Source organism: Terriglobia bacterium (assembly GCA_036496425.1).
GTDB lineage: Bacteria > Acidobacteriota > Terriglobia > 20CM-2-55-15 > 20CM-2-55-15 > 20CM-2-55-15.
Map to the genome: position 1 here is coordinate 1 of DASXLG010000378.1, position 20,374 is coordinate 20,374.

Below are 20,374 nucleotides of genomic sequence, written 5' to 3' on the forward strand. Positions count from 1 at the left end.
CGGCGATTCCTCGTGCCCAAGCAGATCGAAGCAAACGGCCTCAAATCGCAGCAGCTGGCGTTTGCGGACGAAGGCATCCAGGGCTTGATTCGGAACTACACGCGAGAGGCCGGCGTCCGCAATCTGGAGCGCGAGATCTCCTCTGTTTGCAGGAAGGTAACCCGTGCTGTCGTTAAGGACTCGTCCAAGGACAGCGTCAGGATTACCGAGGAAAATCTAGTTGACTACATTGGGATTCCAAAGTACCGTTCTAACCGTCACGAATCACAAAATGAAGTCGGATTCGTAACAGGTCTTGCATGGACCGAGGTTGGCGGTGAGATCCTGGCCACTGAAGCCACTCTGATGGAGGGCAAAGGCCATCTGACACTGACCGGCAAACTTGGTGATGTCATGCAGGAATCCGCTCAGGCCGCGATGAGCTACGTGCGGTCCCGGGCTCAATTGTTTGGAATTCCCAAAGATTTCTACCGTCGGCTCGATCTCCATATCCATGTTCCAGAGGGCGCAATTCCCAAAGATGGTCCATCCGCCGGCATAACAATGGCGACGTCACTGGTAAGCGCACTCACTCAGATTCCAGTCCGATGCGATGTAGCCATGACGGGGGAAATCACGCTGCGGGGAAAAGTACTGCCGATCGGAGGAGTGAAAGAGAAGCTGCTGGCGGCTCATCGCGCCGGAATCAAGACGATCATCCTTCCCAGGGACAACCAGAAGGACCTCGCCGATATCCCGGCAAATATTCGAGATGAGTTCACGGTACACCTCGTCGAAAGCATGGACGAAGTTTTGAAGGTCGCGCTGGAACACCAGCCCACACCTATATTGGCGGCGGCGGCGGCGGAAGTTCCTTTCCGGCCTCCGATCGACGGTGGTGGAGATCTTCAAGAATCGGTCATGAACTAGCATCAATCCCGTGTTAAGATGGGACTAGGTTCCGGCCTCTCGACTGTCAGCCGTGAGGATTAACTCTGCCCGATTCGTCAAGAGTGCAACACGACCGGCTGAATTTCCCCGAGATCAGAGACCTGAGATCGCATTTTGTGGCCGATCGAACATCGGCAAATCCAGTTTGTTGAATACGCTGACCAACGCCCACGGGTTGGCTCGTACGAGTTCTTCTCCAGGCCGGACGCAGACGATCAACTTCTTTCTTATCGATGACCGCATGTACTTTGTGGATTTGCCCGGCTACGGATACGCAAAGGTTCCCAAGGCCGTGAAGGAAAATTGGGGAGCAATGATCGAAGATTATTTACGAGCTCGAGACCAGCTCAAACTGGCCTTGATGCTTGTGGATAGCCGCATGCCGCCGACAGAATCGGATACCCGGATGAAGGGCTGGCTCGATCATTACAGAATCCCGAACTCTGTTGTTTTGACCAAGACCGATAAGATTTCGCGCAGCCAGCTGAATTTGGCGCTCCGTACAAGCGCCGAAACACTTAACACAAAGGAGATAATTCCGTTTTCGGCAGTCACGGGTTTCGGAAAGGACGCAATCCTGACCAGGATTCGAACTGCCATAGATCACATCCCACAGTAGCGTGGGGGTGCCGCCCGAATAGCCATCAAGGAGATTGTGCCGGCAGTGGCCTGGACGGTGAGCCCGACGCTCAGAAGAGAAAAACCCACCTATGAGTTCAAAAAAATTCGTTGCTCCGGATCGCCCAGAAGGCGCTTCCACCATGGACATCGCGCAGTTGAAGGAAATGAATATTTCCGCCCTGACGCAGGTGGCCAAAGACCTCAACATTCAGGGAGCTTCCGGTATGCGGAAGCAGGAACTGATTTTCAAAATCCTGCAGGCGCAGACCGAAAAGAGCGGCTTCATTTTCAGTGAAGGCGTTCTCGAAACCCTGCCCGACGGTTTCGGATTCCTCCGAGCCCCGGACTACAACTACCTGCCGGGACCGGATGACATCTATGTCTCGCCGTCGCAGATTCGCAAGTTCGATCTGCGCACCGGCGATACGGTTTCAGGACAGGTGCGGCCTCCGAAAGACGGAGAACGTTACTTCGCCCTGATCAAAGTCGAAGCCGTAAACTTCGAGCACCCGGACGAGGCTCGCAACAAGATCTTTTTCGATAACCTGACGCCGCTGTATCCGAACGAACGGCTGAAGCTCGAAACACCGAGCGCCAAGGATAACCTTTCCGCGCGCGTGCTCGACCTGCTGACGCCGATCGGAAAGGGGCAGCGTGGCCTGATCGTGGCTCCCCCGCGAACAGGAAAGACGATGCTGCTGCAGACGATCGCAAACTCGATCACTTCGAATCATCCCGAAGTCATCATGATTGTATTGCTGATCGACGAGCGGCCGGAAGAAGTGACGGACATGCAGCGCTCGGTGAATGGCGAAGTCATCAGTTCGACATTCGACGAACCGGCTTCGCGTCACGTCCAGGTTGCGGAAATGGTCATCGAGAAGGCCAAGCGTCTTGTGGAACATAAGCGAGACGTGGTCATCCTGCTCGACTCCATCACCCGTCTGGCGCGCGCATATAACACGATTGTGCCGCCGTCGGGCAAGGTGCTGTCGGGCGGTGTGGATTCCAACGCGCTCCAACGCCCGAAGCGTTTCTTCGGCGCCGCTCGCAATATCGAAGAGGGTGGCAGCCTGACCATCATCGCCACCGCCCTGATCGATACCGGAAGCCGCATGGACGACGTCATCTTTGAAGAGTTCAAAGGCACCGGCAACATGGAAATCGGGCTCGACCGCAAGCTTGTCGACAAGCGCGTGTTCCCGGCAATCGATATCAATCGGTCCGGAACCCGTAAGGAAGAGCTGCTTGTTCCGAAGGATGAACTGACCCGGATCTGGATTCTCCGGAAGGTTCTCAATCCGCTCTCGACCGTGGAAGCGATGGAGCTTCTGCTGGATAAGATGGGCAAGAACAAGAGTAACGCCGACTTCCTGGCCTCGATGAGCGGCGGAGGCGGCGGCAGATAGCGCACTCGTTCAACATGATGTGTGAGCGACCCCCTGCCGACCGCTTTGCGGCCGGCAGGGGGTCGCTCACACACCAAGCTACCGGATCTGTCCTTTGAGTTGGTTTAATCCACCGCGCAGCTTCTTCAGCAGATCCCCGGGCTCGTCGATCTGAACAACCAGCATCGGCCCGCTGGTGCTTACCTGAATTCCGTCCAGAACGTGCATCATGTCCGGCTGCTGCTTTGCAACCTGAAGCTTCGCGACCGCCAAAGCTCCATTCGCCAGATCGCGCAGATTCTGGGCGCTATCCGTATCGGCGAAATTCGCAGTCGCACGGGCATGCACTCCGGAATCGACATGCATTTGATAAGTGCCGCTCTGCAGTGACTTGAACATATCCATAACCGGAGCTGGCCCCCGAATTCCGGCTGCAGACAGATCACCGATCGAAAAATCGCCGACTGCCCAAACCTGGCTCCCCGCATCGATCGTTTGAATCGCTGCCATCAAATCGCTGCGCAAAGGCGCTGAGCCGGGAATCTGCATCTGATCCAATGACTTTTTCACCACATCACCTTGACCCAGAACGATAAGCCCATCGAGAAAAGTGACCTCGCCGGTGCGGTAATTCGGCCCCTTTTGAACATCTAATGGGAAGATGTTATGCCCGAGATATGTTTCGGGCTGAACGCCTTTATCTGTCATGGACTGCTCCGCCTTAACTCGATCATAGCGAGCCTGGATGATAGCGACGGTGTCCTGGGCGCCAATCTTGCCAAGTGTGACATGGTCCACGTCACGTTGCGGCACAAACCCCGTTACCGTCAAGAATTCGGGCAACTTGCCCTCGATTGTGGGCTGGTATAAATCAAACACCGATTTCAGCAGGCTTACGTTCCGGAGTCCAGCCACGTCGATCGAAGCTATACCCTGGGTATCGGCCGGGAGGAACTTCAAACTCGCTTGATCGATGCTTACTGCCGCCGCGGGAATCGTCGCAGTCGCCACCCAGCCCATCGCAATTGCAATCACCAATGCACCAAAGATCCATTTCATAACCAGTAATCCTTTCGCATGGCGCATGGCGCCGATGGTTTCGACTACAGAGAAGAATACGATAAAGGCGAAAACCGCCAAAATCGCGCCTCCAACAAACCGGGACGCGATTAACCATCTTTAACATCGGGATTCCTGGAGTTGTGCAAAGATTGCCTGGAAAAGCTTCTGGAGCGGAAACAAAGTGAACAGAACGCTGTTCATACTCCTGTTCGGTGTCATCGTCGCGACCCTCACTATAACGGCGCAAACCCAGTTGGGCGGCGGCGCCGTGATCGAAGGCATTGTGCGCTTCAAACAGGGGCCGGTGCCCGGCGCCATCGTAACAGCTGTCAGCCTGGGGACCTCGAAGACGGCGCGAGTGATCACAGAGGTCAACGGACAATACATCTTAAAAATCGGTGATACAGGCACGTACCACCTGACTGTCGATATGTCCGGATTCTCGGCCGAGAGCGCCGACGTCGAAGTGATGGACGCATCCAAACCGGTCCAGAAAGACTTCGGCTTATCGCTTTTGACGCAAGCTCAGCGCGCCGGCGCGCAGCAGGCGAATGAAACGCGACCCCGGCCGGCGCGGCAGGCTGCCAACGGCGGCGGCCGCGGCAATGCGCCGGATGAGGCTGAGGCTGAAACGCCAGCCGAGCAGCCCGATCAGAATCCGTTTGCGGATTTGCAGGCGAATCCATCGGCGGCTCTGCCGGGTATGACGGCCGACGCGGCGACCGAATCCGTCGCGATCGCCGGAACCACCGCCACGCCGCAGTTCGGAGGAGCATTCGATCCGCGGCAGCTGAACCTGGGGGATATTCCCGGCAATTTCGACCAGACACCGGGCGGTCCCGGTGGTGGCGGCAACAATGCCGGCGCGGCGGGCGGCGGCGGGCGTGGCGGCGGCGCCAATGATTTTGCGGCCGCATTCGGCGGCGCTGCAGGTGGCGGCGGTGGCGGCCGGGGAGGCGGCGGCCGCGGTGGCCGCGGCGGCGGAAACTTCAACCTGGGCGGCCAGCGCGGACGCAACGCCAACCCGATCAATATCAATCTGAGATATACGCTGAGCGATTCCAACCTGGACGCCGCACCGTATCATCTGGCCGGGCAGACGGCTGCGGCCAAGCCTCAATATCTGCGGAACAACTTCGCGGCAACCGTGGGAGGACCTTTGGGAGTTCCGCACTTACTCAACTCCCAGCAGAATACTTTCAATATCACCTACACGGGTGTCCGCAGCACCAACCCGACCGACTCCTATTCGACGGTTCCCACGCTTGCGGAGCGCAACGGAGATCTCTCCGGCTTTCTGCTTCAGGGCAAGCCTGTTACGGTCTATGATCCGCTGAACCGGCTTCCGTTTGCGAATAACATGATCCCGGCGGAAAGAATCGATAGTGCGGCAACGGGTCTGCTGTCGTACGTACCGCTGCCCAATAACCCCACAACCGACGGCACGCGTAATTTCCATTACGTCACATCGACCACCAGCGACAGCGACGCCATCAATTTCAATCTTCAGCACACCTTCGCGCAGCCCACGCAGCAACGCGGGCAGCGCGGAGGAGGAGGTGGTGGCCGCGGCGGACGCGGCGGGCGCGGACGTGGCGGCACGTTGAGCGTCCAGTTTCAATTTCAGAGGCAGAACAACGTGCAGGCCGGAGCTTTCCCGTCGATCGGCGGCAGCGGCCTGCAGCATGCGTTCAATACGCAGGTCAGTTTCAGCAAGCCGATCGGCAGAATGCAGAACCAGATGCAGTTCCGGGTCAACCGGAACCAGAATCAAAGCACGAATCTCTATGCCAATCTGACGAATGTGGCCGGACTGCTCGGCATCACGGGCGTCTCGCAGGATCCTGCGGACTGGGGGCTGCCGAACTTATCGTTCGTTAATTTCACCGGATTGAACGACCGCACACCGGCGAATACAGACAACTGGACGTATCGCGCCTCGGATAACTTCAGGTTGAACCGGCGCAACCACAATTTCACTTTTGGCGCGGATCTGACCCGCGCCATCAATAACGTTCACAGCACCGTCGGCAATCCGCGCGGACAATTTATCTTCAACGGACAGGCTACCGGACTGTTTGACGGGAGCGGCCTGCTTGCCGGCACGGGATTGGATTTTGCGGACTTCCTGCTGGGTCTGCCGCAGCAGACGACGCTGAACTACGGCGCGAACGGCCATAAGTTTCTCTCGCTTCAGTATGACGGGTTCTTCCTGGACGATTGGCGTCTGCGCAGCAATCTGACCTTGAATCTGGGAGTGCGTTACGAATACGCATCACCATATACGGAAGCCGATAATCACCTCGTCAATCTCGATGTCGCGCCGGGCTTTCTGGCGGTCGCGCCTGTTCAGGCGGGACAGCTTGGCCCATACTCCGGGAGCTTTTCGCGAACTCTGGTCAATCCGGACCGCAACAACTTCGCCCCGCGCCTTGGCCTTGCGTGGCGGGGGCCGGGACGGTTCGTGGTCCGGACCGGTTACGGCATCACGTATAACGCAGCCGCTTACAGTGCGATGGCCAACCAGATGGTGCGTCAGCCCCCGTTCGCTCAGACAGCGAAGAACTGCGTGCAGTATGGCCCATTGCTCAGCGGCGGTGCGAATACGTGCGTTCAACCGGGCGCAGGCTCCGCGCTGACAATCGAAGATGGCTTCCCGGCTCTTTCGCCGTCGGTCGTGCAGAACACCTACGGAGTCGATAAGAATTACCGGGACGGCTACGCCCAACAGTGGAATTTCGATGTGCAGCGCGACCTGCCGTTGAACATTCAGATGAACGCGGACTACACCGGAACAAAAGGGACGCGGCTCGACGTCGCCACAGCACCCAATCGAACGAGTCTTGGTACGGCGCGCATTCCGAACGTGATTTCATATGTCTGGGATACATCCCAGGGGAATTCCATATTTCACAGCGGCGTATTACAGGTGCGGCGGCGCTTCTCGCGAGGAATGCAGGTCAACGGCACTTATACGTACGCCAAGTTTATCGACGATGTCTCGAGCTTTATCGGGGGCAGCGGGTCGGGCGTCGTTCAGGATGCGTTCAATCTGCGCGCCGAGCGCGGGCCGGACAACAGCGATCAGCGGCACAACCTTGCCCTGACTTACACCTACGAGCCGCCGTTTGGCCAGGGCAAGCCTTTTCTACACGGCGACAACATCTTCAGCCGGGCGATTGGCGACTGGACGACTCAGGGAACGATTAGCTACGGCTCGGGTTTGCCGTTCACACCGCGCATCACAAACTCATCCTGCGACTATTCGGCAACCAATGCGACGCTGCGGCCGGATTTCCTCGGCGGCCAGACCCGGCTGAGTCACCCGACAGTGACAGAATGGTTCGAAACCAGCCTCTTCCAGGCGCCGGCTGGGTGCCTGGGAAACGCCGGCAGGAACATCATCCGTGGTCCGGGCACGAGGTCGGTCAACATGACGATGAACAAAACGTTCCGCTTCGAAAAAAACCGTGCGCTCGATGTGCAGATTCAGGCGAGTAATGTGCTCAATATGGTCGTCTACGCCGGTCCGAATACAACCGTCAACTCCAACCTGTTCGGCCAGATAACCACGGCGGGCGCGATGCGGCGAATTACCATCCAGGCCCGATTCCGGTTTTAGGGGGTACGAATACACATGAAGCGGGATGAGGTAACCCGGTCTCTCTTCTTCATCATTATGGCGTGGCTGCTTGCGATTCCCGCCGTCTCGCAGGACGTCAGGCAGCAAGGTGAAAGCAAATTCGCCCTGAAGACGACGACCCAGGTCGTGCTTGTGAACGTGCAGGTGAAGGACGGCAAGGGCAATTTCATCCGCGATCTCAAGCAGGACGACTTCACGATCAGCGAGGACGGCAAGGCTCAAAAGATCGTCTCGATGGACATTCAGAACACGGACGCGCTTACTCAGAACGGCGGAGAGCTCCAAGCCCTCAACCTTCTGGGGGATCTGGACGCCGCGAGCTCCACAAAAATCGAGCAGGCGGCAAAGGATCGCGCGAAGCAGGCGTCTCCGACAGAATACACGAAAGAAACCTTCAAAGACCGCCGCCTCATCGTCATGTTTTTCGACCTCCAGTCGATGCAGCCGGACGAAATCACGCGCGGCATCAAATCGGCGAAGAAATACATCGATGAGCAGATGAGGGCCGCCGACTTCGTCTCGATCGTTTCGCTTTCCAATCAGCTCAACATCGACCAGGACTTCACCTCGAACAAAGAGGACCTGGGAGACGCGCTCGATAGCTTCGATCCGAACAGCGCCAACGGCTTCGCGGACAACGGGACGCCGGGCGCCGCCGCAACCGACGACACCGACACCAGCACCGACGCGGAGTTCTCGCCGGATACCGGCGAGACAGACATTTTCAACACCGACCGGAAGTTCGATGTTCTGCGCACCATTGCGGAAACCCTGGGATCGATCGAAGAAAAGAAAACCCTACTCTTCTTCAGCGGTGGTCTCAGGGCCAATGGAATCGATAACCAGACGTCCTATCGCGCCGCGGTGAACGCTGCGGTTCGTTCCAATACCGCGATCTATACCGTCGACACCCGCGGCCTGCAGGCTGTCGTGCCGGGCGGCGCCGCGAACACCGCCAGCGGGCGCGGCGCCAACGCGTTCAACGGCAGGGGATTGCGCGGCCAGTTCACCGCGCTCCAGGCTTCTCAGGACACGCTGGTGAGTCTTGCGGCGGACACCGGCGGCCGATCCCTCATGGATACGAATGATTTCGGGAAGATCTTCACGCAGATCCAGGAAGACACCGCGATGTACTACGTGCTCGGCTACTCGAGCACAAACCCGGCGAAGGACGGCAAGTACCGCAATATCCGCGTCAACGTGAAAGTTCCCAGCGTTCGGGTGGACGCCCGGCGAGGCTATTACGCGGACAGGGACTTCCAGCACCTGGAAAAGGAAAACCGCGACAAGCAGATGCAGGACGAGCTTGCTGCGGACCTGCCGAGCACCGATCTGCCGGTCTATCTCTCGACGGGATACTTCAAGCTCGATGATGCCCGCTACTTCGTTCCGGTTTCCATCGTCGTGCCCGGCAGCGCCATCCCATTCGCCACTCAAAGCAACCAGGACAAAGCCACGCTCGATATTCTGGGCGCCGTACTCGAACCGGTTCGAACACCGGGAGGCGCAGGCGGCCAGGGTGGTCCCCGCGGCGGCGGAGGTGGGGGAGGCGGCGGCCGTGGCGGACAACGTGGAGGCGGCCAGGGTGGCTTCCGCGGTGGAGGACCTCCGGCGGCGCAGCAGAGTCCTCGGATCTTCGGTCAGATCAAACAGACCATCAAACTCAACCTCGACGCCGAGCAGGAGGTGAAGCGGAAGAACGTTCAGTACGACGCCGCCTTCCTTCTGCCTCCGGGACGCTTCCGGCTGCGATTTATCGTGCGTGAGAACGAGACCGGTCAGATCGGCTCGTTCGAGGCAGACGTACTGATTCCGAATCTCCTGGCGGCGCCGGTCAAGGTCAGTTCAGTAATCGCTTCTGCGCAGAAGACAGCGGGAAAGGCCAGGAAGGATAACCCGCTGATGCGTAACGGAACCGAATTGATCCCGAGCGTAACGCACGTCTTCTCGAAAGATCAGCATCTGTACCTGTTTTATGAAGTGTACGATCCCCAACATCCAGCTGACGTCGATGCCGGCAACAAGACCGCGGCGCGGCTGCTCACCAATGCAACATTCTATAAAGGCAACAACAAGGTCTATGAAACGCCTTTGATGGAAGTGAATCAGATCAACACCCCCGAGCGGAAAGCCGCCACGATCGAGTTGGATGTACCGCTTTCGGAGTTGAAGGCCGGCTTCTACACCTGCCAGGTGAACGTCATCGATGAGGCCGCCGGTCAGGTTGTGTTCCCGCGGCTCGCGCTCCTGGTGCGTTAGCAGTTAAAGGATCGAAGTCGACCGGCCGATAAGAAGAGGGATGAAACTGACGATTGTCATCCCGACTCATGACCGGATCAGCAGCGTGGTGGAGTGCGTCGCAGCGCTCGAGCACAACAAAGCGGAAATCATCGTCGTCGACGATGCGTCCCAGCCGCCTGTCGTGCTGCCGCCCAATGGCGCCCGGGTCATCCGTCACCTCCGTTATCAAGGCCGCAGCTCCGCAATCAATACAGGACTGAAAGCCGCGTCCCACGACCTTGTGCTCATCATGAGAGATGACCTTTTCGCCGCTCCGGACATGGTATTGCGGCTGGTCGATGAGTTCTCCAGGCGGAATGATCCTCGAGTCTGTCTGACGCCACGCGTGGTGTGGGACCCGGACGTACCGTTGACTCTGACGATGAAGTGGATGGAAGATCACGGCAAATTCCAGCCGCCTCTGCTTCTGTCAAAGACATTCCTGCTCGCACACGGCGGCTACGACGAGGATTTTGCGCAGCGGTCGGAAGATCTCGAGATGCAGCTGCGTCTGAAGCGCCATGGCCTCCATACCGCCTGCGTCGAATCGGCAATCGGATTTCAAAACGACGTCCTGAAGGTCCGCGATCTTATCGAACGTGAATTCGTGGACGGAGTATCCGCTGTCTTCCTCCATTCCAGGTTTCCCGATTTCATGCCCGTCGTCGATGACGGGGAAGCTCTCACCCGGAACGAAGGCCACGCCGCGGATGCCGACACCGCAGTCAAGGAGATCGCGCTATTGGAACAATCCGGCTCGACTGTGCTTCCCGGAGGCGCCGGTGAACTATACCGGCATATCAGCCGGCACTACTTTCAACACGGCATTTCGGAAGGACTGAAGGACATCGGCGAGCTCAAGTCTCAACGCGGAAATCCGGGCACCATCGCAATCTACCGCCACGCGGCGCATCTCGAGTCCATCGGCGAACTGGATGAAGCCCGCCGTTTGTTCCAGCTCGTCCTGCACCGTTCGAATGACGGATATTGGGACGCAGCGGAATACCATCTTGGCTGCATCGAGTCGAAATTCGAAAACACACGGTCCGCCCACTTCCACTTCATCGAATGCCTGAAGCTGAATCCCGGCCACAGCAAGGCCCGGCGGGCCCTGAACAAGCCTTCGGTCTACCGCGAAATCGAAACCAATGTCTTCGAGGCCATCGATCAAACCGGTCCGGCAAAGATTCTGTTCATTGCTTTCGGCAGCCTCGGGCACGTTGTTCATGCTTTCCCGGTGATCGCCGCTCTGCGGGAGAAGCTTCATGCCGAAACGGTGTGGTTGACATCGCCGCAATACGCTTCCCTGGCACGTACAAGCGTTGCCGATTCGGTACGCGAATCCGAACCCGCCGGAATCATTCCGTGGGATTGGATACAGGCCAATGGCTTTACGCATGTCTTTTCCCCCGACCCCGCGGCCAACCTGGAAGACTGGAGCGACAGTAATCTGCATGCCATCGATTTCATGGCCCGAAAGTGCGGGGTGCAGCTGAAAACACATAAGACAGGGTTGGAACCGGGCTCCGCCGCACTTTTCGAAGCCGAAGAATTTCTCAGGGAACACAACCTGAGGCGGGACGGATTCATTACTGCTTCATGCGAGACCGATGGCAGCAGGCATTGGCCCAGATCGAATGTGATGACACTCGCGCAGCAGGCCGGAGTCCCGACGGTCGTGCTCCTGAAGAGAGGCGACCCGGTAATTCCAGGCACGATCGCGTGCATCGACAAGCCCTTCGAGGTAATGGCAGCATTGATCCGCTGGAGCCGGTTCTATCTCGGCGCCAACTCGGGCATTTCCTGGCTTGCCACAACAACTCCTACGCCAATGGCCGTGTTCCTTGATCCGGCGGGGCCAGACCGCGTCCAGGCAGGATTCCGCGACGTCCTGGCCAGGGAAAAGACGGATATCGAAGAATTCGACATTTATACAGGCATTCCAGCGGTGCTCGAACATATTGAGCGCAAGATCCTGATCGGAGCATAGGCAGCCGACAAGCCGGTCAGAAGAACGCCCCCTCCCGCTTGCGCGGAAGAGGGCGTTTCGGCGGACTACAGCGAGATGCGTGTTACGGAATCACTCCAGTCCGTATAGCCTGCACGTCCAAGGGCACACATCTGAAATGCATAGTTGGTGCCCGGCGTCAGACCAGTGACGGTGATGGAGCGGGTGCCGGCGGCCGGCAGTTCCGCCCACGTCCCCGGTTTCCCATCGGCGCCGATCGGCGCGTACCGCGCTTTATAGCTCAACGCCTTGAGAACCCGTTTGCCGTGCAGGACCACCTGGCCGCTGCTCTTACCACTGTCCGCCTTAAAAGACGGCGGACCGTTGAGCTGCTGCGGCTGATGGTTGCGGACCGGCGTCACTCGCTGCCGGAAACCACTGGATTGGAGAATCGTTGCATCGTCATTGCAATTCGCCTCTACCCAATGGCCCAACTGACGCAACATCTTGACCACGACCGCGCGCTGCTTCTTACGTTCGGCAATGGCTTGCTTGCCGCCATCGGCCGACGCCGCGATCAGGCTGGTGTATGTCTCAACCTGGGCCTTCAAATCCGCCGGTTTGATCGGCGGATCCGCCAGCTTCAGATTGTTCGTCAGTCCATCCACTACGGCTACTCCCTGTGTCGCAACGTCCTTGTCCGAGAGCGAGCCGAAGCCTACATTCACATGGATCTGTTCTGTCATGACTTTTTACCTCCTTTCTTTTTAGATTTGAAACATTCTGTCGAGGTGCTTCATTGCCCCTCACTGAGTACAACAGTTCGGACCCCCTGGTTTGTCGCAGCACCTCGAAATATTTTTCACTCGAAATCCGCGAGTGCTTCCAGCAGGCGCCTGGCCCCGGCTTTCACTGCGCTCAGCATGCGTTTGCCTTCCGCCGTGACGCTGAAGACCAGTTGAGGCTCGTCATAGCCCTCCACTTTCACAGGCTTCGAGGAAATCAGCTGGCCGCGCTCGAGACGATCGAGTGCTATGAACACGGCTCCGGTATCGATGATGTGCGAGGTCAGGTCGCTGACCTTTTCGTCGATTCGCAGGCTGGTTCCATCTCCATGAAGAAGATAAATCGTCGTCAGGACGAGTTGATCGACATACCCGAGCGATACGTACTTCGTGACGTCGGGCAGGACCTTGGAACTCGTGAAATTATCCAGAGCCTCTTGCAATGTACGGCGCTCTTTCACCAGCAGCAGGAAACGGTCGCGCGCCGCCTCGACTTCATCGCTTTTGGAGCGCGGAAAATATCTCTTCAGGATCTCATCGAAATCTTTGTCCTTTTTACGTCCCAGCATGTTTCTCCTTACTGGCGCGTCGTGCGCCTGTGACCTTTTTCAATTTTTGCCGCGCTCTGCTCAAAATGGAGGCGATTTTCGAGCGGGATTGGCCCAGCATCTCCGCGATTTCGGCGTCGCTGAGGCCGTCATCGGCGTGGAGCATCACGATCCTGGCGATATCGTCATCGAGTGTCCCCATGAGATGATCCAGTTCATGAACGGCGTTCTCATGGGCGCGCCCGCTTCGAGGTGCCACGATTTCGAGTTCCTCGACGCCTGGTTTTTCCTTCCGGCTCTTGCGTGAATCTTTCCAGTTGAAGCACGCGTTGCGCACCGAGCGGTAGAAATAACCCTTCGGGTCGGCCCAGACATCCGGAGGAAGCTCGCGGCCGAGGAACTTGAAGAACAGATTTTGAACGACGTCCTCCGCATCCGCCTTCTCCTTAAGGAACTTATAGGCCGTGGTATACATGAAACGGTAGTGTTCGACGAAAAGCTCCTCGGTTTTTCGTCCCCCACGGCGGCCATTTGTTTCCTCTCCATCGGCTCCGGTGCTCATTTGCCCTCACTCAGTACAACAGTTCTGACCCCCCTGTTTGTCGCAGTCCATCAAATTTTTTTCGGGTTTTCTGCCGGGAACTGGCGAAGACACGTCAAGTCATTGAAAAATAAACCGAACAGGTCGAGTCCGGTCGAAACGGCCGAGCCCATGATTTAAACGCGACACGAGAAAGTCGTGGGTCCCGTTCAATGACTTATTCGTGGCACGAAAGAGTCATGGGCCCCGTTCAATGACTCATTCGCGGCGCGAAAGAGTTATGGGTCCCGTCCAATGACTTACTCGCGGCACGAAAGAGTCATGGGCCCCGTCCAATGACTTACTCGCGGCGCGAAAGAGTCATGAGTCCCGTCCAATGACTGATTCGCGGCGCGAAAGAGTCATGGGTCTCGTCCAATGACTTATCCGCGGCAAGCTGGTCGGCAAGCCGTCGCCAAGCCAACCGAAAGGCCATCAAATCGTAAGAAAGTCTCATGGCCCCGGCGGGCCACCCCTGAGGATGAAAAGTCTCCGAACGTTCCGGTCTTGACCGCATCGTCGGAGACCAAGGCATTCTGGCTTCGGCTATACCGCGTTTTCCGCCATCTCGAAGAATCAGCAACTTACAGATCGCTTTCGAGACAATTTTAAGACAGGTGGCGCGTCGGGAATGGGGCTGAAAGGCCGCCATAGAATGGGCATTATGTATACAATACGCGGGTTGGAACGGGGCGCAGGCGGGCAGGACAAACAATTTCGCGCAGCGAGGGGCTAGAATAGTTTGAGGGAACCGAAGGTATGGACAGGATTGAATCCAGCTACGTGGAATACCGCGATGATGGCTATTGGATCAGGGGAGAGGCTATCTCCCTTGACTCGATTGTGCACTGCTTCAAGGAGGGCCTTTCTCCGGAAGCCATAGTTCACGATTGCTATCCTGCGTTGCGCTTGGAGCAGGTTTACGGTGCGATTACTTTTTATTTAGCGAACCAATCCCAAGTTGACGCGTATCTGCGCGAATCCGATGCGGAATGGCAGACGTTCCGTGCCGAGATCGAAGCGAAGTATCCGCAAAGCCGGCGAATCTACGAAAAATTGCGTAACGCTTCCCCCAGTCGATCATCATGAAAGTTCGGCTGCAAGCCGACAATGATCTCGACTTCCGCATTGTTACGGCGACCGGACATCTGGACTCGCGGATCGATTTTCAAAGTGCTCATCAGGCTGGACTCCACGGCAAAGCCGATCTGAGTTTGTGGTGCTGAAGCGTGACTTCATCAACACTGCAAAGGGGCATGAGGCGGGAAAGACTATGGGCGGCGATAATCCGGTCGAATGGGTCGCGAGTCCAGGACAACTCGAGCGATTTTTGAATCAACGTGGCGAATGGAACGTCGTCGAACTGAAATCGGGGATCTGTTGTGATTTCACGGCTGAATCGGGGATTGTCGATCCGGAGCCGGCCCACTTCCGACAGCAGCTGAATCTCCAGGAGAGAAGCCGGCGAAACGGCCCACGGTTCATATTTGGACAGCCAGGGGTATTTTCGGAGACGGCGGGATTTGGTGACAACCCAAACAACAAAATGGGTGTCCAGAAGACAGGTCATCGTTTCAGTTTTCGCCTGGTTCGCGGGACCAGCCGGCCGGGTCCTTTCCATTCCCAGCCCCAAGCGTCCGCATCATCTGAGCCTCGCGCGGAGATCAAACCTTTGTAATCGGGAACCTGCTGTTTTCTTTTCTCCAGCTGCAGGACAAGTTTCTTGTCATCACGCTGAATGGCAATGATCTCGCCCCTGGCGGCTTCATCGAGAAGTTGAAACCAGTTTTTCCTGGCCTCTGACGCAGTGACATACTTCATATGTACAATGTACATTCCACAAGCATGTACGGTCAACCTGCAGTGCGGATCGTGGGATAGGCCTTACTTCCGCGAGCCGCGGTTCTCGAGGGCTTCGCCCCAGCGGGCCAGGAAGGCCGTGATAAACGCGTGCTCTTCCGCAGGTGAAACTGCGAGGGGACCGAGAGCCATTGCGACGGAAAGAGCGAGATGATAGCCCTCGGATCGCGAAGCGACGGCCCGGCGGAAAGCGGGATGCGCCTCGTTGATCCAGACGGTGGATTCGACAATGCGCGCAAGTTCGGGATCGTCGTTTCGCGACTCAAACTCAATCACAAGGCCGTAGCGCTGTGGACGCCTTCTGCCGGCTGTCGAAGGCAAGGCCGCATCGACTGCGGAGCCTGGAGCCTGTGTTTGCGAGCCGTTGCCGTCCGCTGGGGAGTGTTGAGGGCCGGCATTCGCCCCGCCGGATGAAGGCGATCCCGGACTGGGATGGGAAGTAGGGTCCGCGCCGGCCGCAATCGAGGCGGCAATGACGGCACGCGCATCGGCGTCTGGAGCGGAGCGGTACATGGGCAGCTTGCGCTGCCCACCGAGCCGGTGTTCGACCAGAGATGCGAGCATCGGAAATTCATCCGCAAGATCCACCAGCACATTCTCAAGATCCCGCTCGAGCGGGCGCGCTGCCCGCCGGCGCAACTCGCCGGCAGCGTCGGTGGCGTGTCCCCATTCGGCCAGTTGCCGTGAAACCACGGCCTGAATCGCCCGCCTGTACGCAATGTATGTCATCCCGCGCGGTCCGCTGCGAATGAAGTCGCTTTTGTTCAGCGTTAAGCTGCCCGCAAGCTGCGGCGCTTCGAAGGCGCCACCGATGGATTCGGGTGTTGTCGGTGTGACGCCCAGCCAGTCCCATCCGCGCTTGATCACCTTTCCGTACGTGCTGATCGCGATTCCGCGGCGGTCTTCCGGCAGACCGTTCGAATCGCGGATCAGCACTCCGATCGCCGAAGGCTTCCGCTTTCGCCCCAACCTGATCTCGAGCGGCACCTTTTCGGCGCTCGGCAGTGAATGGCGATCCAGCCGCCGGCCATTGATATCGAATTGGATTTCATGGTTGTAAATCGGCAGCAGTATCGGATCGAACGCCGGATCGAGCAGTGGTTCGAAATTACGCCGCACCACGGCCTCGATGAATCCGGCGTCGAGCGCAGGCGAGAGCGGATTACGAAGTTTCAACTGGACGGCAGTCCCTCTTCCGCTCAGCAAACCGGGAACAGGATTCATCCACTTCCAGGGCGCCTTATGCCGCGATGCCAGTCTCCACAGTGACGCGACATGGGAGGAACCGCGTTGCGTCTCCGTCACGACTTCTTCCGAAATCAATAGACCCAGCTTGATACCCACTCCCGCAAATCCGATCCCCTCGCCACGGCTTTTCGTGCTCGCCGCGATGTCGTGATATCGCGCCAGTTCCTGCCGTTTCATTCCCGATCCGTCGTCGATGACGGTCAAGGCCGATTGCGCGGAATTCGTTTCGAACCGGACTTGCGTCGCACCGGAATCGAGCGAATTCGCCACGATCTCCGTCAGAATCGTCTCCTCAACCGGCCCTGAATACGCATCGCGCAAATCTTCGAGCAAGTGCAGCAGATCGACGCGCGTTTCACCCATGCAGAGATTCTAATGGGTCCGCCGCCATCTTATCCGGCCTTTCGGGTTTTGCCAGACACCATCGCCACGACAATACTCACGACATAGATGCCTGTCATTACGGTCGTCAAAAGAACGATACGAGGGTTGCTTTGGCGGATGCTTTCCTTGGCAAAAGATCACATGCCGCTCCGCGGCTGAACCAGTTCAGCGTTCCAGGTTTGCGGACGCGGCTACATTCGAGCTTGCCGAGGCGAAATCGTCCAATTCCGTGATGACCTGACGGCGGCGGGCGTCATCCATAACGGCGGCTTCAAAGGAATTACGGGCGAGCGTGCAAAGGCGTTCCTTATTCAGGTCGAATGCTTCCCAGACGGCGTTGAAGTTCTCGTTGATATAGCCGCCGAAGTACGCCGGATCGTCCGAATTGATCGTTACGCAGAGTTCGGCATCCAGAAGAGCGGGCAGATTATGGTTTTTGATCGAGTCGAATACGCGCAGTTTCACGTTGGATAACGGGCAGACCGTGAGCGGCACACGCTGCGATCGAAGCCTTTCAACCAGAGCCGGATCTTCCATACAGCGGACTCCGTGATCGATGCGGGTTGCGCCCAGCATATCGAGGGCCTGCCACACATAGTCCGGCGGCCCTTCCTCGCCGGCATGAGCGACAACAAATAATCCTTCCGCGCGGGCTTTCGCGAATACCTCGGTGAACTTTCGCGGCGGATGCTCACGTTCCGATGAGTCGAGACCGACGCCGGCAAAATAGTCGCGATAGGGAAGCGCCGACTCCAGGGTCCGGATAGCGTCCTCGCCGGTCAGGTGGCGCAGGAAACACAGAATCAGTTCGGATGAGATTCCAAAAGTGCGCTGTCCATCAGCCAGCGCTTGATGGACGCCTTCGATAATCGCCGCTATCGGGACTCCCCGAGCCGTATGCGCTTGCGCATCGAAGAAAATTTCGGCATGGCGGACGCTCTGCTGGTGCGCTTTGTTGAGGTATGCCCACGTGAGGTCGTAAAAATCGCGCTCATGCAGCAAAACCTGGGTGCCCTGGTAATAGATGTCCAGGAAAGACTGAAGGCTGGAAAACTCGTAGGCGGCTCGCACTTCGTCGGCCGATCGATACGGAAGGTGAACATGATTTCTAGAAGCCAGTTCAAACATCAACTCCGGCTCGAGTGTCCCCTCGATGTGCAGGTGCAACTCGGCCTTGGGCATGCGCTCCACAAAATTCTTCACAGGCCCTCCATGCGGAAAGGATACAGCCACAGAATCTGGTCGGTTTCTTGACATCCATTGAGGCCCCAATCGTCGGAAAACTGACTCGCGCGGAGCCCAACGACGAATTGAAAACGCGGGTACTGGAAGACCTGGTGATTGTCGAGAGGCCCTGGGACAGGGCTTAGCCATGCGGACGCCATATGGAAGGAGTGCAGAGCAAGTCACCGGCCCAACGTCTGGGATATTGGCAAGTCAAGTGCTAGATATACGGCCGATAGGGAGGAACCAGACCGATGTTGACCGAGACGGCAACCAGCACTCAACCACGAACGAAGATGTTTTTAGATATCCCCACAGCCGCCGAGATGGCAGGCTTCTCCATTCGCCATTTCCGCAGAATCATTGAGGAAGATCGCATTCCGATCGTCCAGATCGGGCGGAAATTCTTTATTCTCGGCCGTGATTTTTCGAGTTGGGAAACCAGTAAGAGGATGAAGCGGCCCGCGTAGAGGAGTCTACCGCGGTGGTAGACTGATCTACGCAGTGTGTACGCCGCTTCCGTTAGCGGTTACTTTTCCGCCCAAAACTACTTCTTTGTGGGTGCTCCGAGCACAGCGTCTTTGGCGGCTTTAGCAACGCGGAACTTCAGGACGGTCTTTGCGGGGATTTTGATTTCCTCGCCGGTCGCCGGATTCCGGCCGATTCGGGCCTTCCGTTTTTGCTTGACGAGTTTGCCGAGTCCAGGAAATGCGAACTCACCTTTCTTCGCCTCGCGGTAAGCAAGGTCGGTAAGCGTCGTCATAAAATCTTTGACCTGTTTCTTGCTGATACCCGTTTTCGTGGACATTTCCGCGAAAATCTGGGTCTGGGTCATCTTTGCCATCAAAATCCTCCTTTAGGATTTACTGCCTTCCGTGATTGCCGTCCGAATTTTATTCGATGAGTGCCACCGAAACCAAACCAGCTCTAGAACGTTAGAGTGAGCGCAATGATCTGTCAAGCTAAGCCCGCTTGAAGGCCTTCTGAATTTCGCGTAAATCGTAACGCAGAATGATTGGCCTGCCATGAGGACACACCGTCGGAACATCCGTTTTCATCAACTCGGAAACGAGCCAGCGCATTTTTGCATCGTCCAGTGGCGTGTTTATTTTTATCGCGGCATGACATGAAACAGTCGCCGCGACTTTCTTCTTCAATGCTTCAATGTTGATAACCTGTGTTTCCCGTTCGAGACCATCCAGTAGTTCAACCAACAATTTCTCCACCGCAGCAGGCTTCAAAATCGCAGGAGCTGATTTGATCGCGATGGTTTTTGGACCAAATGACTCCACCTCAAATCCATTCCGCGCCAGCTCGGGAACGATGTTATCGAGAATCACAAGCTGCCGCGGAGGCAATTGAACCACGATGGGCATTAATAATCGCTGGATATCGAGCTTTCCGGCAAGCTTTTGTCGCAGGTAAATCTCAAAAAGGACGCGCTCGTGCGCGACGTGCTGGTCGATGACGATCAGCCCCGACGAATCGGTCGCGACGATGAAACTGTCGCGAAGCTGGCCCAGCGGCCGGACTTCGCTCTTGACGCGATCGAATTCGGGATATGCCGGGAGCTCCAGACTGTCGCCGCAGCCATCAGCCGTTTTCTGGGAAACATTGAAATTCAAGCCGAGCGGAACCGGCTCGGGCGCCGGATCGCGCATCCCCGGCGCGAGCGTAAAACCGGCGCGGGCGATCGGATCCGCCGAGGCCCACGAATCCGGGATTCTCGGTTGCGGCTCCGGAGCGGTAAACGGCGACATCGGAGTGGGCTGGTTCTCCATCGGGACTATCGTTTTGTCCTGAGTCAAGCCCGAAAGGATAGAATCCCGAATCGCGTCGTGAACGAACGACTGGTGCTTGAAGCGGACTTCCG

General features: G+C 57.4%; 18 protein-coding genes. 8 read left to right on the forward strand and 10 right to left on the reverse strand.

Features of this window, described 5'->3' with window-relative positions; all coding sequences use genetic code 11:
• From VGK48_27825 to rho, 3 genes are all read left to right on the forward strand, one after another.
• Window positions 1–909: S16 family serine protease (locus VGK48_27825; protein HEY2385002.1), on the forward strand; the 909-nt coding region annotated here is incomplete at its 5' end.
• 52 nt (window positions 910–961) lie between these two features.
• The gene (gene yihA / locus VGK48_27830) at window positions 962–1,549 is read left to right on the forward strand and encodes a ribosome biogenesis GTP-binding protein YihA/YsxC (GenBank protein ID HEY2385003.1); all 588 of its coding nucleotides are present in this window, start codon (window positions 962–964) and stop codon (window positions 1,547–1,549) included.
• A 142-nt stretch (window positions 1,550–1,691) separates the two neighbouring features.
• Window positions 1,692–2,960: a transcription termination factor Rho gene (rho, locus tag VGK48_27835; GenBank protein HEY2385004.1), complete on the forward strand. Its 1,269-nt coding sequence runs from the start codon at window positions 1,692–1,694 to the stop codon at window positions 2,958–2,960.
• 78 nt (window positions 2,961–3,038) lie between these two features.
• Here the strand turns inward: rho and VGK48_27840 are convergent, their stop codons facing one another.
• Window positions 3,039–3,998: a hypothetical protein gene (locus VGK48_27840; GenBank protein ID HEY2385005.1), complete on the reverse strand. Its 960-nt coding sequence runs from the start codon at window positions 3,996–3,998 to the stop codon at window positions 3,039–3,041.
• A gap of 184 nt (window positions 3,999–4,182) precedes the next feature.
• On the opposite strand from VGK48_27840, the gene VGK48_27845 reads away from it, so the two are divergent.
• The 3 genes from VGK48_27845 to VGK48_27855 are packed head-to-tail and all read left to right on the forward strand — an operon-like array spanning window position 4,183 to window position 11,914.
• A complete protein-coding gene (locus VGK48_27845; GenBank protein ID HEY2385006.1) occupies window positions 4,183–7,623 on the forward strand; it encodes a TonB-dependent receptor in 3,441 nt (1,146 codons plus the stop codon).
• 15 nt (window positions 7,624–7,638) lie between these two features.
• Complete coding sequence (locus tag VGK48_27850; protein ID HEY2385007.1) at window positions 7,639–9,903, forward strand: VWA domain-containing protein; 2,265 nt, start codon at window positions 7,639–7,641, stop codon at window positions 9,901–9,903.
• Window positions 9,904–9,943: 40 nt separating this feature from the next.
• Window positions 9,944–11,914, forward strand: coding sequence for a glycosyltransferase (locus tag VGK48_27855; GenBank protein ID HEY2385008.1), 1,971 nt, complete (start codon window positions 9,944–9,946; stop codon window positions 11,912–11,914).
• A 65-nt stretch (window positions 11,915–11,979) separates the two neighbouring features.
• Here the strand turns inward: VGK48_27855 and VGK48_27860 are convergent, their stop codons facing one another.
• The 3 genes from VGK48_27860 to VGK48_27870 form a co-directional block, all read right to left on the reverse strand.
• Window positions 11,980–12,618, reverse strand: a complete 639-nt coding sequence (locus tag VGK48_27860) for a fibronectin type III domain-containing protein (protein ID HEY2385009.1) — start codon at window positions 12,616–12,618, stop codon at window positions 11,980–11,982.
• A gap of 116 nt (window positions 12,619–12,734) precedes the next feature.
• Entirely contained in the window at window positions 12,735–13,226 is a 492-nt protein-coding gene (locus VGK48_27865) for a hypothetical protein (protein HEY2385010.1), read from the reverse strand.
• Window positions 13,213–13,767 carry a sigma-70 family RNA polymerase sigma factor gene (locus tag VGK48_27870; GenBank protein HEY2385011.1) on the reverse strand — a complete coding sequence of 185 codons (555 nt, stop codon included), beginning with the start codon at window positions 13,765–13,767 and terminating at the stop codon, window positions 13,213–13,215. The genes VGK48_27865 and VGK48_27870 overlap by 14 nt, the downstream gene beginning before the upstream one ends.
• Window positions 13,768–14,544: 777 nt before the next feature.
• On the opposite strand from VGK48_27870, the gene VGK48_27875 reads away from it, so the two are divergent.
• Entirely contained in the window at window positions 14,545–14,874 is a 330-nt protein-coding gene (locus tag VGK48_27875; GenBank protein ID HEY2385012.1) for a DUF433 domain-containing protein, read from the forward strand.
• A 91-nt stretch (window positions 14,875–14,965) separates the two neighbouring features.
• On the opposite strand, the gene VGK48_27880 is transcribed toward VGK48_27875, so the two are convergent.
• The 4 genes from VGK48_27880 to VGK48_27895 form a co-directional block, all read right to left on the reverse strand.
• The gene (locus VGK48_27880) at window positions 14,966–15,355 is read right to left on the reverse strand and encodes a PIN domain-containing protein (GenBank protein HEY2385013.1); all 390 of its coding nucleotides are present in this window, start codon (window positions 15,353–15,355) and stop codon (window positions 14,966–14,968) included.
• Entirely contained in the window at window positions 15,352–15,606 is a 255-nt protein-coding gene (locus VGK48_27885) for a hypothetical protein (protein ID HEY2385014.1), read from the reverse strand. Before VGK48_27885 ends, VGK48_27880 begins: the two co-directional genes overlap by 4 nt.
• Window positions 15,607–15,669: 63 nt before the next feature.
• A complete protein-coding gene (locus tag VGK48_27890) occupies window positions 15,670–17,256 on the reverse strand; it encodes an ATP-binding protein (GenBank protein HEY2385015.1) in 1,587 nt (528 codons plus the stop codon).
• 186 nt (window positions 17,257–17,442) lie between these two features.
• Complete coding sequence (locus VGK48_27895; protein ID HEY2385016.1) at window positions 17,443–18,480, reverse strand: adenosine deaminase; 1,038 nt, start codon at window positions 18,478–18,480, stop codon at window positions 17,443–17,445.
• A 275-nt stretch (window positions 18,481–18,755) separates the two neighbouring features.
• Between VGK48_27895 and VGK48_27900 the strand changes: the two genes are divergently transcribed.
• Complete coding sequence (locus VGK48_27900) at window positions 18,756–18,971, forward strand: hypothetical protein (protein HEY2385017.1); 216 nt, start codon at window positions 18,756–18,758, stop codon at window positions 18,969–18,971.
• Between the two features lie 77 nt (window positions 18,972–19,048).
• On the opposite strand, the gene VGK48_27905 is transcribed toward VGK48_27900, so the two are convergent.
• Entirely contained in the window at window positions 19,049–19,345 is a 297-nt protein-coding gene (locus VGK48_27905; protein ID HEY2385018.1) for an HU family DNA-binding protein, read from the reverse strand.
• A gap of 118 nt (window positions 19,346–19,463) precedes the next feature.
• Window positions 19,464–20,374, reverse strand: a 911-nt coding sequence (locus tag VGK48_27910; protein HEY2385019.1) for a DNA mismatch repair protein MutL, incomplete at its 5' end; no start/stop codon positions are given.